This is a genomic window from Vibrio sp. RM-69-4 (assembly GCF_024743775.1).
In the GTDB taxonomy this organism is placed as follows: domain Bacteria; phylum Pseudomonadota; class Gammaproteobacteria; order Enterobacterales; family Vibrionaceae; genus Vibrio; species Vibrio anguillarum.
In genome coordinates this window covers 85,982-100,079 of the sequence record NZ_JAMQXI010000048.1, presented here as the reverse complement: position 1 = coordinate 100,079, position 14,098 = coordinate 85,982, and the positions used below count along the sequence as shown (strand labels likewise).

Genomic DNA, 14,098 nt, shown 5'->3' with positions numbered 1-14,098 from the left:
TTAAGCAAATGATTGAACACGTTAGGAACAAAAATAAAAACCTCACAATAAGGGGGACCGTATGGTTAACTCATTAATATAATTTGGATTTTTTATTCTGTGACTAGAACAAAAAAATCCTACTCTTAAGACGTAAGTAGTAGGACTTTTTTGTCATATGACAAGCACAGTACATCTGGAGAAGGTGTCTGCTCTTACATTATTCACGCTTTACACTGTAAATTGGCTGCAGTTCATTGCGTTGAATGATCCACTTTACAGTGTAAATCATCTAATAGTCGATTGAGGTCATGACGGAGGGTAGCCTCAATCATTTTCCGTCCAGTGAGGTTTAATTGACTGGCACACTCTTGCCAGCTTTTCCTTTGCAATACTTTGACAATAAGTACATCAGATAATCGTGATAGAGCAGCTTTATCCAATGAAGTAATTAGCCGATGAATCCATACACTCACACTCTCATAATCCGCACCGCCTTGTGCGTAACAACGCAGCAATGAATAAGGTAGGAAATTAACTTCATTTGAATCCGCGCATGCGACACGATCTCGGACCAATGACAAGATGGTCCGAACCAAAGCCGGCTCTAAACTTTGTAAAGAATCAGATAGAGAGAAAATGAAATGCTGTTCGAAAATCTGTTCTGCCCGAGTTAACCAATCCAATTTTTCCGCTTGAACCATGATTAAGGAAAAACAGCCACTCGCACTGTCTCTGTGGCTCCCTAGTTTTATCGGAACAAATTGGTTCTTAGCCCAAAAAGCCATTAAATCGCTCGTTACGCCAAAACTCGTCGCTAAATAGTCGGCATCATTTTCCAGCATGCACGCTTCAATCAAGCGGCTGCCCAACCCTTGATTTTGTAATTCGGGATGAACTGCAATACGCATGATGCGCTGACAAACACTCTGCGCTGCCTGCGTAATACCAACTTGATTAGCTAAGCAAACAGGAACTAGATGACCTTTAGGACGTCGCTTTCCTCGTTGGATCTCTTCCACTAAAGCGTTACAAAGCCCACCTTCACGTACTGTCAGCAAACAACCGACACAAACCTCGTCTACCATTGCAGCAACTAGCTGAACTTTATCGTCCGCTAAAAAATGAAATAGATCATTCGGTGATGTCTGGTAATGAGCATTCACTAATAACGAAAAAATAGCGGCTAAGCGTGTCGGGTTGGCAATGAGTTGAGCCTTATCCAGATGCTCAATGTTAAGTGTCGCTAACTGTTCTGATGTCATCGTCGGCAATGTAGCTAAATCATAGCGAAGGAGGAAAGTATCGTAATGCCACGCTTCTAACGGATCACCCTGACGCCAACGGATCGGTTGATCTAAATGGAGAGTTCGAGTCCCAGCTCGATGGTGTGCTAACCAAGTTTGAAACTTAAGCGTGAACCCTCTCCCACACCCTTCGTAGCCATGAATGGTGGTAGAGAAGACCGCACGATGATAGTGTTCAACCCAGTTTTTTAACATTGATAAAGGCAGCGCGGCCGCTTCATCTACCAATAGGAGATCACACTGTGGCCGATGCAAAATCAGCTCATCCGGTGCCACAAACGTCAATGACGAGTTTTGCCAAGTAAGGGATTGTCTGGTGACGTGAGCGCCTGCTAAACCTTTAGCCGCATGTTCAAATATCGGCGCTACGGCATGGATTGAGGGTGCCGTGACCACAATATCTAATGAACGAGACGCCATCAATTTAGCTGCAGCAATACCAAGCGCGCTGCTTTTCCCTCGTCCCCGATCGGCAGTGAGAACCAATGGCCGCCTGCGATGTCCGTCCACCACACGAAGGATTGCTGAAACGGCATCGGATTGCTGTTCATAAATTGGGAATTGAGAACTGACTCGTGGATAAACGGGTAAAGGAGGGCAGGGTTGATTCTGCTCTATAACAACGAGCTGCTCGAACGCTCGCGTCAACCAGCGATCAGCTAAAGAGTCGTTACGCTGAGGGGCTTCAATGATCAACAGCAACCCACCACCGACCAGTGAACCCAGCGCAGCACTGAAACTGTTCGCATCAAAACCATGGTGATTATCACAAATAAGTAAATGGCATTCTTGACCAAGAAACTGCTGCCCTTTGTTGAAGGGGGCATAACGAACGCATGGTAACGGTTCTCCGCCTAACTGAAATATGGCTTGCCCCTCATTTTTTGCGAGAAAATGCATAAGCACGTGTTGTTGCCATTGAGGCTCACCACGGATTAATAGCCCCATACGCCATAGGCTATTCTCAGCCTGCACCATTAAATCATCTAAATAAGCCGCTATCATGTTCATATTTACGCCACCTCGCTGAAACGCAATGGTAGCACAGCCGCTATAATCACTGTGCGTCGTTAAAAATATTTTTCTTTACGACAAATTATATTTGCTTTAATCGTGACCATTTTTAACTAATTATTCACCTACACCCCAGTACATTTCTGGGCTATTTAAGGAATTCAAATGCAATGAAAACTTTCATCAAAGGATTGGTTTTGACAGCAGTTCTAGCCTCTTCACACGTAAGCGCGGACAACAAAACACTCAACGTTTATGCTTGGGGAGGATATCTTCCAGAAAAATCCCTCAAGCAGTTTGAGCAGGAGGAAGGGGTAACGATTAACTATTCGACCTTTGAAAATAACGAGTCAATGTATACCAAGCTCAAGTTGCTCAAAGGTGGCGGTTATGATGTGGTTTTTGCCTCAGCGTATTTCATTGAAAAAATGGGACGTGAAGGGTTACTAACCGAGCTGGATCATGCACAAATCCCGAACATGAAAGATGCCATGCCTTCACTACTCGGCCAAGCACACGATCCCAAAAATAGTTATTCCCTGCCCTATATTTGGGGGATCACAGGCCTCAGCTATAACGAATCATTAGTACCAGAAGGTGTCTCTCGCTGGGCTGATTTGTGGGATAAGAAATATAGCCAACAAGTGATGTTGATTGACGATATTCGCGATGTCTTTGGTATGGCGCTGATCTTAAATGGCTTCAGTATTAATACAAAAAACGAAAAAGAGATTGAAAAAGCCTACCAATCATTGGTCGCGTTAAAAGATAATGTACTGTTGTATAACTCTGATGCGCCACATGTGCCTTATGTCTCAGGTGAAGCAGCGTTAGGGATGCAATGGAACGGGAATGCCTACCAAGGCCAAGTTGAGATGCCAGAGCTAAAATTTGTAATGCCGGAAGAAGGCGCAGTCTTGTGGATGGATAACTTTACTATTCCATCAGGAAGCAACAACAAAGCGTTGGCGCATAAATTCATCAACTTCATGTATCAAGCAGAGAACCAAGCTGAGATTGTGAATAGCTTAGGTTATGCATCGGCAACAAAAAGCGGCCGAGCGTTGCTTCCAGCAGAACTTCGCGACAATCCAACGATTTTCCCAGCCGATGAAGATATGGCTAAAGGGGAATTCATTAATGATGTTGGGCCTGAAGCGCTCGCTATCTACGAAAAATACTGGCAGCGTTTAAGAAATCAATAGATTCGAACTGAATAGACTTAGTTACTAAAAAACCCGCCGTGGCGGGTTTTTATTCTTTACATGATGGATGCTTAATCAAGCTTAGATTGAATAAAATCTAATATTTCTTGCACCGTAGCATCATCCACCTTTTTCAAATTAAGCGCTAAATTACTGCCTTTACGACTGTAACTTACGCGGCCTTTGATCAGATCAATTTTTACATGCTCAGTGCGCTTAGGTGGCAACAACTCTTGTATCCAAGACTCAATTGTCTCTGTGACTTCTTTCGTCAATCGGGCAACACCTTGTACGCTACTACGCTGCCAAACAAATCCATCTTCAGATTGACACTTTTCCAACAAATTTGCTTGTTGCTTTGCATCGAGTTCATTAAATTGTTTATGTAATTTAACTATGGTTGGACGACCTAATTCAACCACATTTGGATAAGCTTGCAATAGCTCAAGTGGCAAAGCCGCTGCTTTTAGAGCACCACTTACTAGGGCCTCACTGCACTGAAATATCTTGGCTAAAGCTTTTTGGTCTTCCGCTTCACCGTTATCCAGCTTCGCTTGCATCTCTTTACCCTTCTCATAAAGAGAAAGCGGCTTGTGCGCGTTTGCCACATCCGAAAGAAACTTCGCATGTTCCGAGTTTATGTCTTCAGCGACATAAACCAAAAATTCTTTACCCGCCAAGATACAAGACATTCGACGACGGCTGCCATCAAGGACTTCAATTTTGCCCCCAGCGGTTTTACGACCAACCGCAGGATATTGCTGACCACGCTCGCGTAATGTACTCAATACATCAGATAGAGCATGCTCATTCAGAAAAGCTTGTTCACGCGCATTCTGCGTAAAAACAATCGTCTTTTCCGCTACTTGATCAGCGGGAATCCTGACCAGTTCGAAAGTGACTAACTCTTCTCCCGCAACCGCCAATTCGATGATTTGCGCTTGTTCTTTCGCTGCCGTTTGGGCTTCTTGTGGGGTGGTTGCACGTCGCTTATTCGCTTTACCAAACAGTTTCGCATTTAGTTCAGACGTTTTAATTGCCATGTTTTACTTACCCCTGATTTAGTGATGACCAATGACTGTGAAGCACTCGCTCAAGCTCCAGTGCACTTTTTTGCACAGCGTCTTGCGCAGTCGCTAGCGTCTTTTTACCACCTTCAAAATCGCTGGTGGTGAGATCAAAAACGGTGCTGTAGGTGTCAGCACAGGTTTCAAATGCTCGGCTACGCGGAATCGTCGCCATCATGACTTGATCACCCAACAGGTAATTCATTTCCGTTAATACCGAGACTTGCTTTTTATTATCATCTTCAAACATCGTCGGCATCAAACGTACAAATTCTAACCCTTTCCAATCTTCTGGAAACATTTCATAAACCGTAGGAAGGTGTTGAAAGAAATTGACGGTTGACGCCCAATCTAATCGCTTAGCCGCGCACGGGATCAGTAATGCATTGGAAGCATACATTGCATTCCATACCAATGGATCAACGTGTGGGCCAGTATCAATCATAATGATGTCAAAATCATCGCCAATCTTATCGATAAGTTTCTCTTTCAGCAGTCGAACAATATCAAGCGATTGGTTTTGCGAAAGATACTGCCACGCTTCTGCGTTAAACATTGCATCTTCAGGAAATGCAGAGATGGTTTTTAAATTGGGATATTGGGTTGGTAACATCACGTTCTTATGTAAGAACGCCTTGTCCACTTCAGTGTCTTCAGGCACGTTGTCTAACATAATATCAACGGCAGAATAGATATTACTGTGCTCTGATAAACTGATTTGCGGGTTGAGAAATAACCGTAATGAACCTTGCGGATCTAAGTCAATCAAGCAGATACGGTAACGCTGATCCAAATTCAGGGCGAGGCACGCGGCTAGATGGACAGCCGTCATTGATTTACCTGTCCCCCCCTTTTGGTTCTGAACATTGATGACCCAAGGCTTATGATCACCATGCTTTTTCCTTTGGTGGAACTTAGGCACACCAGCGGCATCCATGAGCATGTGAGCTTCCGCTAAAGAAATTGAATAGTGATTTGCATTGTTTTTAGTAAATTGATGGCCAGCTTGTTCCATTTTGGAAATGGCATCATCTAGCTTACGGCGTGTTAAGCCTGAACGAGTTTCCATTAGCGCTTTTGACATCGCTGGGAAATGGTCATCACTACGTTCTTCTAAAACAATTTCAATTCGGTCAGCTTGCACCTGTTGAGTTTGCTCGGCGAGCTGGTAGAGATTCGCTATGGTTTGTTCTCTTTTCATTGCCAAATTCCATAATAAGTACCTAACGCAGATTGTACAGCAAACAATTTAATACTCAACAAAAAGGTGAACATTCACTTTTAGATTAATATCACAATAAATAGAAAAACATATCGGAATTTAATGAATTGACCTCATTATGGTCATCATTTTTCCTTAAATAATGGGTAACTTAGTCCATTATTTATTTGAACATTAAAAATATTACAACGTAACTTATTTACATTGTAAATGAGCTTAAAATACCCGGAACGATTAGAGAAGCAGCATAATTTACGGTATGTGTCATTTGGAATGATGTTCCCCCGGCAGATCAATTAAATAATCGTACAACATGAATAATAATAACTAGAGCGACAGGGCAGGGGAAACTTATCCTTTTAGTCAGGGAAACAGGACGCATGATCAAGGCTAACATGATGATCATGCGTCCGAAGAGATCCCTCGCCACAGGAACAATGATCAAGAGGAATTAGCGGCTTCCTTATCGGCAAATAATCAGAAAACAAATGGATCTTCATCGGATCAATGATCAAGTGTGATTTAAGCTCGGAAGCATGTAAAAATAGCGCATAATTACGGGTGATTGCAGATGGAGTAGGGGCTGAGCAAGATACCTAGTACATAACAAGTCAAATTTAAAACACACCAAATAACAAAACCTTCTTCAATACGCTCTTGATCATGCTTTCGACACACTCTCACTCCTTATAACAGAAGCCGTTAAAAGAGTTATTTGTCATTTCAATTCGTGTTTATGCCAAAATCGACTTTGAAAGAACATTTAATGCACTTCCTTGATCATCTTTCCAAAGAAAAACCAAGCCCATATTCTTCATCTAGCTCAAATAAAATAATCACTTCAACTCATCATGTGGATAAGTTGTGCATGAACCATGATCATGCTTTAAGAAAGTGTTTGATCATTGATTCCGTCGTATGATGATCATCGTTCGGAATGTGATTGATCATGCTTTCTTCTCTACAATGATCATGTTTTCAGTTTTCTATGATCATGCTTCTGAAGGGGATTTTTTTTTATCCCTATAAAACAATCAATTAGACTGCTCATTAAGGCCTGATCATTAGATCATATAAGCAATATAGATCAGAATAATCAAAAAGATCAGTTATTTAAAAGCAATAAGTTTTTCTTTATTTATGATCTCTTTTTCTTTATTCTATTGGAACTATAGCGATATTACGGTTAGTGTGATACGGATCTAATAATGAACGCAGACGAAAAAATATTGATCAAAGCACCAAGGAGCCACAAAGATGGGCATCTTTTTGAAGTTTCAGAAACTGCTGTTGATTGGGTTGATCAATACCAACATTTTAAAGGTGTTACCAAAAGTATCGTTGAACTTCTTAACCTGATCTCATTAAGAGGTTTCCGCAGCCAAGATGGGTTAGTCTCAACAACAGAGTTAATTGAAGCAACCGATGGCCAATTGACCAGAGCGGCTATTCAGCAGCGGCTGCGTGCTGCAGTAAGTATTGGTTTATTTAAACAGATCCCGGTGAGATTTGAAGAAGGTTTAGCTGGCAAGACAATGCTGCATAAATTTGTTAACCCAAATAAGCTCATCTCTGTGCTTGGTTCAACCAGTCTGGTAACTGAATCAGTAAAACAGACAGAAAAACGCAAGCGTTCAAAAGCGCTGGCTCAAACTCAGGTCAATAAGCGTTTGTTGACAGAACATGGGCTAAATATTCCACCAGCGATGAAAGACGAAGCGGATCAGTTTGTGGTTTCACCCACCAATTGGGCTGGGATCATTGATCAAGCATTAGCTCCACCGAGGACTCGTAAAAGCTACCAGAAATCAATGGTGTCGATTTCTGGTACCCGTGCAATCATTGAAACTCGTTCTTCCAAAAATATCATGACAGTGGATGATCTAATGACACTGTTTGCACTGTTCACCTTAACGGTGCAATACCACGATCATCACCAAGAAGATTACCAACTTAATACCAAACACACACCGAATAAAACCCCATTGTACATTACTGACATTTTGTCGCTTCGCGGTAAAAAAGATAGCGGCCCAGCAAGAGATTCTATTCGCGATAGTATTGATCGGATTGAATTTACAGACTTCCAACTGCATGAGTTAACCGGCCGTTGGCTGAGTGAAAACATGCCAGAAGGATTTAAGAGTGATCGTTTTCGGTTCCTAGCAAGAACGATCACCGCTTCTGAAGAAGCGCCAACGGAAGGGGCTGATGGTGAAATTAGGATCAAACCTAATTTGTACATTTTGGTGTGGGAGCCTTCATTCTACGAAGAGTTACTCACTCGCGATTACTTCTTCTTGTTTCCACCAGAGATCCTAAAGCAACATACGTTGGTCTTCCAACTCTACTCCTATTTTCGCAGTCGCATGTCGCGTCGCCATACCGACAGCATGCTACTGAGTGAATTGAACCAAAAGTTGGCCCGTAATATCGAATGGCGTCGTTTTTCGATGGATCTTGTCCGTGAGCTAAAACGATTATCGGAAGGAAAGGGCAGCGATTCGTTATTTGTCGTGAATCTTTGGGGCTATCATTTGACGGTCACCATACTGGTGGATAAAGAAAAAGTGATGGATTACCAAGTCGACATTAAATGCGATGTGGAAGAAGTCCTGCGCTACTCGCGCGCTCGTACCACCAATGCGGGCAAACGCAACATGGCCCCAACGTTACCTAACCCACTGCGCAATGAGATGGTTTCTAAGCAAAAGCTAGAAGAGCTTTCTGAGATCATTGATGGTGAGTTTGAACCGATTCAACGTAAAGCACCGTCTCCAAAGGGTAAGCTAGGACGAAGAGTCAAGCAGCGCAAACACCTAGTAGAGATCAATGCCGATGAAATTACGATTACCTTATCTAAATATACCTCTCCAGAGGCCCTAGAACGCAGTATAACGGCGTTATCAGCAATGACTGGACATCCACCATCCTCTATCAAGGAAGAGTGTACAGAGCTGATTGATAAGCTGGATTGGCTGAGGGTTGGAAATGAGGCGATCTCTTATGAGACGTTAAGTAAATTGATCGAGCTCTATAACACGAAAAACGAGAATAAACATTTATCGATCGAACGTTTGATCTCGGGTCTCGCGGTACGCCGCAAAGTGTGCAAGCAAGTGTACGAGGGGCATTTAGATGAATCCGTATTCCGGGCACTTGATGAAGTCGCTATTGGTATTTAAAAGGTATTTAAAACCAATTTACAACACAACCTTGACATGTAGCTGACATTTTGTTTTAGAAGGTTCGTTAGCATAGAAAACGAATAGACAACCTTTTGTCCTATCTGATGAATTAATAGATTGGCTCATATATGTTTTTAGCGAGTTATATAACTCGCTATTTTTTTATCTGTTGATCCCTGCAATCAATTAATACCCTCGCTTTATACCTTGATCATCGTTCCACGCGTAATATGCAAGAAATCGAACATGAGCATCAATTAAACTTTGGGATAAGGCCTCATCAACGTGCTGTTGGTTGAGATGTTCCAAACTCAGTACCATCAACTGCTGCATCCGTTTTATACACCAAGATTTTAACTCAAGTTCACTATTCGGCTCCGAGACACAACGCTGAAAACGAGCGTAAGCAAGCTGCAGATATTGGAAGGCAAGCTCACCGTCAATAAGCTTGTAGTACTCATATTGGCGCAGGCAAGCATCAAGCCAACAAGCAATTGCTTTACTTTGATCATCACTCAGATCCGGCCCCCAGATCTCTTGTGGAGCATTAAGGATCAGAGGTTGTAATTGAGCCACCTGATCATAGCGCTTGTTCAGATGCCATTGATGGATCTCAGTTAACCAGTCGTGAAGCTTACACATCGCGTCTTACCTACAACTTTAAATGCATTAACTACAGTCTGGTGTATTTCAAGCTTATTTGCCAAACAGAAATGGGGAACCATGAGCTAAAAATCAGCACATTGAAAGAGCGTGGGGTAAGGGGGCTGCGACAGTATGCAACAGAATAAAATGAGCGCTAAAACGCTTGAATTCATGTATGCAATATTTAAATCTAGCCTCGTCTAGCAAGGTTGGCAAAGTAATATTAATAGTTTTAAAAATAAGGTTTCTAAACCATCGCCAAAATCACAATATGGACGAAATATGCTTAACAAATCAAATATCGTTTGCTACAGATTACATGTCCCTTACGTGGTTTGTTCGGAGGTAACAATGTCCATAAATTCTATTGACCATGACGAAATGACTGATATTGCAAATAAGTGGGACTTCACGGAAGAAGTAGAAACTCAAAAACCAGTTAAAAACCTTAAATCAGCCGAAGCTCGCCGTCGTATTGAAGCATTAAGAGAGATTCGAGAAAGTGGTTTAACCATTGAAGAAGCGAAGGAGCTAGGCATACTTCACTGACGAGTTCTCACCATTAATCCCCTAAGGGTGGCGCATAGCCACCCTTTATATTTTCCAATTTTCTTGATTTCATACCGATAAATTGCACATTTATGCTCTTAATTTTCCTATGTCCTATGCTATATTTCGTGCCACGTATTTACCGATCTAGGCTAACTCATGTCCTTCAACCTATCTTTACTTGCCGCTGAAGAGAAAAACAAAGTAGAGCTCGATAAACAAGCTTCCTTTCTTGTTTGGAAACTCAAGCAAGGAAAAGCAGGGCCTGAAGCGATCACTCAGCAGCAGTCTAAAATTGCCAGTGAGGCCGAAAAAGAGTGGTTTTTACAATCGGTGAACAAATACAAAAGAGTGATGGGTGTTGCGTAGCATTCATGTCTTTGCTAAGTGGAAAATTGAAATGATCCCACTTTTTGCTAAAATCCCTCGCGTTAAATTGAATTAGAGAGATCATCCCTATGGGAAGAAGTTTTGAAGTGCGCAAAGCCTCAATGGCGAAAACTCAAGGCGCAAAAATTAAAGTCTATTCCAAATACGGTAAAGAAATTTACATGTGTGCGAAAAATGGTGGTTCGGACCCAGACATGAACTTGTCTTTGCGCCACCTGATCACAAAAGCGAAGAAAGACCAAGTTCCAGGCCACGTTATTGATAAAGCTCTAGATAAAGCCAGTGGTGGTGGTGGTGAAGACTACCAACCTGCTCGTTACGAAGGTTTTGGCCCTGGCGGCGCAAGTGTTATCGTTGACTGCTTAACAGATAACGGTAACCGTACGTTCCAAGATGTGCGTCAATGCTTTGTTAAAACGGGTGCGAAAATTGGTACTCCAGGTACCGTATCACACATGTTTGATCACCAAGCGGTATTTCAGTTCAAAGGGGATGATGAAGATTCTATCCTTGAAGCACTGATGATGGATGATGTCGATGTGACGGATGTTGAACTGGAAGATGGTGTGATCACTGTATTTGCACCTAACACTGAATTCTTCAAAGTGAAAACATCGCTAAATAATCAGTTCCCTGATTTGACTATCGATGTGGAAGAAATCACGTTCGTTCCACAAACACACACACCGGTCACGGGCGAAGAGGCGGAGAAATTCCAGAAGTTCCTCGACATGCTAGATGACTGTGATGATGTACAACAGGTTTACCATAACGCTGAGCTGTAATAGAGCGAATTAATGAGAAGCCGAGTGATTGACTCGGCTTTTTTTTATCTGTGCATTGCTAACCGTGGTCTTATTCATAGAGAATGACGCAAGGATACATACAGCCCACACTCAGTTACGTGTGTTCGTCCGTTTGGGCTGCTGGGTAATAATAAAAGGAGAAGTTAATGAAAGTCAGTTTTATTGGATTAGGGGTTATGGGATACCCTATGGCTGGGCATCTAAAAAACGCAGGATTTGATGTTAGCGTCTACAACCGCACTCAAGCTAAAGCGCAGCAGTGGTCGCAGCAGTATCATGGGCATGCAGCGCAAACAGTCGCAGAGTGCGTGCAAGATGCCGATGTGGTTTTAACCTGCGTTGGCAATGATGATGATGTCCGTAGCATGACGACCAGTGACGGCGGCGCGATAGGGGCGATGAAACGCGGCGCAATTTTGGTTGATCACACCACCACATCGGCACTGTTAGCCGAAGAGCTGGCGTCTGCGGCTCATAAAGCGGGCATTCGCTTTATGGATGCTCCTGTTTCTGGTGGCCAAGCAGGGGCTGAAAATGGTGTGCTAACCATTATGTGTGGTGGAGATGCCGAACTGTTTGAGCAGCTGCAACCCGTATTTCGTGCTTATGGCAAGTCATCGGTGCTGATGGGGAAAGCAGGGCAAGGACAACGCGCAAAAATGGTCAATCAAATTTGCATTGCTGGCGTATTAAATGGCCTGTCGGAAGGATTGATCTTAGCGGAAAAGTCAGGGTTAGATATTGGCGTTTTGGTTGATTGTTTGAAAAATGGAGCCGCAGGTTCATGGCAGATGGAAAACCGCGCTGTGAATATGTCAATAGGTAAGTTTGATTACGGCTTTGCCATTGATTGGATGATCAAAGACTTGGGCTTTTGTTTGGATGAAGCGCAACGAAACGATCTAAAATTGCCGATGACAGAAAAAACTTATCATGCTTACCAAGCCTTGTCTGAGCAAGGTGAGGGAAGAATGGATACTTCTATCCTTATCAAAGCCGTTAATTCATAAATATCACAGCTCAGAGATAGACTCAATTGGCCCTATTTAGGGCCATTTACACTGTAAACCTATAAATCGATTCCTATTTATCTTCTGGCTCCGCATACCTACAGTGTCTATCTGTGTGCCTCTTTTTGAAAAATAATTGTATAAAACCATGATCGCCTACCGATTAGGGAGGACAAATGTCCTTCATTTTTGTTTGCTGTGCGTGACAGTGCTGGATAAATCGTCAGCTAATTACATTTACTGAAAAATCTTAAAATTTGGTTTTTAGTTTCAATAAACTAACATGAAGCCAGTTTAATATGCTGTTAATTCTGTGTTTTCATGGTTTTCAATCCAAGCTAGGCCCCTTGATTATAGTGATTATGACCAAGGTCTCAAAATGATCATAATGATTAATAGGAGTAGGATTCGCGACATTATTATTTTTATATAAGTGAAAAAGCAGTGAAAGACACTAAGGAAATGGCTCATTTTAGTCATGTTCAGATTTCCAATTGGACTAAACACGACACCTATTGGCTACTCAGTTTATTTGGTACGGCCGTTGGGGCTGGCATTCTATTTTTGCCAATCAACATTGGGTTAGGTGGTTTCTGGCCATTAGTGTTAATGGTCTTACTCGCTTTTCCGATGACTTATCTCTCTCATCGTGGTCTTGCTCGTTTTGTTCTCTCATCGCGCCGTCCTAATGCCGATTTTACCGATGTTGTTGAAGAACACTTTGGCCAAAGGGCTGGTCGCTTGATCTCTTTGCTGTATTTCCTCTCTATTTTCCCAATCTTACTGATTTACGGTGTAGGTCTAACTAACACGGTTGATAGCTTTTTGGTTAATCAAGCGCAGATGGTCGCTCCCCCTCGGGTGCTACTTTCTGGTGGCTTAGTCTTTGCGTTAATTGCCATTATGCTGGGTGGCGAGAAGATCATGTTGCGCGCTTTTGCTGTTATGGTTTATCCATTGGCGGCTATTTTATTATTTCTCTCGCTCTATTTGATCCCGTATTGGTCAGTGCCGTCATTAGTCTTGCCGCAAACGAGTGATTTCTTACACACAGTGTGGTTAGCCATTCCTGTCGTGGTGTTTTCTTTTAGCCACGCAGCGGCGATCTCAAGTTTTGCCAATGTTCAACGTCGTCATTATGGCGCGCTAGCGGATAAAAAATCAGAGCAGATTCTGCGTTACACCAGTCTTGTATTGATTCTGTTTGTCTTGTTGTTCGTGTTCTCTTGCGTATTGGCTTTATCACCAGAGGCATTGCAAGAAGCAAAAGTGCAAAATATTTCAGTGCTGACTTACCTTGCCAATGTCACAGATAATCCCTTTATCGCCACTCTAGGCCCTTTAGTGGCGTTTATTGCCATTACCTCTTCCTTTTTAGGGCATTTCCTTGGTGCGCGAGAAAGCCTGACTGGATTGCTGTGTAAAAACTTTGGCCTGTCATTGCGTCTTGCTGGGCGACTCACCATTGCGATTTTGTTTGTCACGATTTGGATTGTCGCGATACTCAACCCCAGCATTCTGGGAATGATGGAAGCGTTTTCAGGCCCCGTGATCGCTATGATTCTGTTTATTATGCCGATGATTGCTGTATTCAAAGTGCCATCGCTGGCGAAGTATCAACAGCAGATGAGTACACCCTTTGTCATGGCAATAGGGTTATTGGCGGTATCGGCATTGCTTTATAATTTGCTCAATTAAATCAGCCATTGGCTCCGT

General features: G+C 42.6%; 11 protein-coding genes. 7 read left to right on the top strand and 4 right to left on the bottom strand.

Annotated features, from left to right (window positions below):
* Positions 1–233: 233 nt before the first annotated feature.
* Positions 234–2,297 carry a tRNA(Met) cytidine acetyltransferase TmcA gene (locus tag NB504_RS07155; RefSeq protein ID WP_258428563.1) on the bottom strand — a complete coding sequence of 688 codons (2,064 nt, stop codon included), beginning with the start codon at positions 2,295–2,297 and terminating at the stop codon, positions 234–236.
* Positions 2,298–2,470: 173 nt separating this feature from the next.
* Between NB504_RS07155 and NB504_RS07150 the strand changes: the two genes are divergently transcribed.
* The gene (locus NB504_RS07150; protein WP_258428562.1) at positions 2,471–3,505 is read left to right on the top strand and encodes a PotD/PotF family extracellular solute-binding protein; all 1,035 of its coding nucleotides are present in this window, start codon (positions 2,471–2,473) and stop codon (positions 3,503–3,505) included.
* Between the two features lie 71 nt (positions 3,506–3,576).
* Here NB504_RS07150 and NB504_RS07145 read toward each other — a convergent pair whose 3' ends face one another.
* Together NB504_RS07145 and NB504_RS07140 are read right to left on the bottom strand one after the other, a co-directional pair.
* Positions 3,577–4,548 carry a ParB/RepB/Spo0J family partition protein gene (locus NB504_RS07145; RefSeq protein WP_017049342.1) on the bottom strand — a complete coding sequence of 324 codons (972 nt, stop codon included), beginning with the start codon at positions 4,546–4,548 and terminating at the stop codon, positions 3,577–3,579.
* 7 nt (positions 4,549–4,555) lie between these two features.
* Positions 4,556–5,773: a ParA family protein gene (locus NB504_RS07140; RefSeq protein ID WP_026027506.1), complete on the bottom strand. Its 1,218-nt coding sequence runs from the start codon at positions 5,771–5,773 to the stop codon at positions 4,556–4,558.
* A gap of 1,229 nt (positions 5,774–7,002) precedes the next feature.
* Between NB504_RS07140 and NB504_RS07135 the strand changes: the two genes are divergently transcribed.
* Complete coding sequence (locus NB504_RS07135) at positions 7,003–8,979, top strand: replication initiator protein RctB domain-containing protein (RefSeq protein ID WP_258428561.1); 1,977 nt, start codon at positions 7,003–7,005, stop codon at positions 8,977–8,979.
* Between the two features lie 189 nt (positions 8,980–9,168).
* Here the strand turns inward: NB504_RS07135 and NB504_RS07130 are convergent, their stop codons facing one another.
* Positions 9,169–9,624 carry a hypothetical protein gene (locus NB504_RS07130; RefSeq protein WP_019283032.1) on the bottom strand — a complete coding sequence of 152 codons (456 nt, stop codon included), beginning with the start codon at positions 9,622–9,624 and terminating at the stop codon, positions 9,169–9,171.
* Between the two features lie 354 nt (positions 9,625–9,978).
* On the opposite strand from NB504_RS07130, the gene NB504_RS07125 reads away from it, so the two are divergent.
* From NB504_RS07125 to NB504_RS07105, 5 genes are all read left to right on the top strand, one after another.
* On the top strand, positions 9,979–10,176 hold the full coding sequence (locus tag NB504_RS07125; RefSeq protein ID WP_017043498.1) for a PA3496 family putative envelope integrity protein: 198 nt from the start codon (positions 9,979–9,981) through the stop codon (positions 10,174–10,176).
* A gap of 159 nt (positions 10,177–10,335) precedes the next feature.
* A complete protein-coding gene (locus NB504_RS07120) occupies positions 10,336–10,545 on the top strand; it encodes a DUF3283 family protein (protein ID WP_017046863.1) in 210 nt (69 codons plus the stop codon).
* Positions 10,546–10,634: 89 nt separating this feature from the next.
* A complete protein-coding gene (locus tag NB504_RS07115) occupies positions 10,635–11,351 on the top strand; it encodes a YebC/PmpR family DNA-binding transcriptional regulator (protein WP_017044945.1) in 717 nt (238 codons plus the stop codon).
* Positions 11,352–11,518: 167 nt separating this feature from the next.
* Positions 11,519–12,382 (top strand): NAD(P)-dependent oxidoreductase, encoded by an 864-nt coding sequence (locus NB504_RS07110; RefSeq protein ID WP_094164929.1) that lies wholly within the window; start codon positions 11,519–11,521, stop codon positions 12,380–12,382.
* Positions 12,383–12,844: 462 nt separating this feature from the next.
* Entirely contained in the window at positions 12,845–14,080 is a 1,236-nt protein-coding gene (locus tag NB504_RS07105) for an aromatic amino acid transport family protein (protein ID WP_094149993.1), read from the top strand.
* Positions 14,081–14,098: the final 18 nt, after the last annotated feature.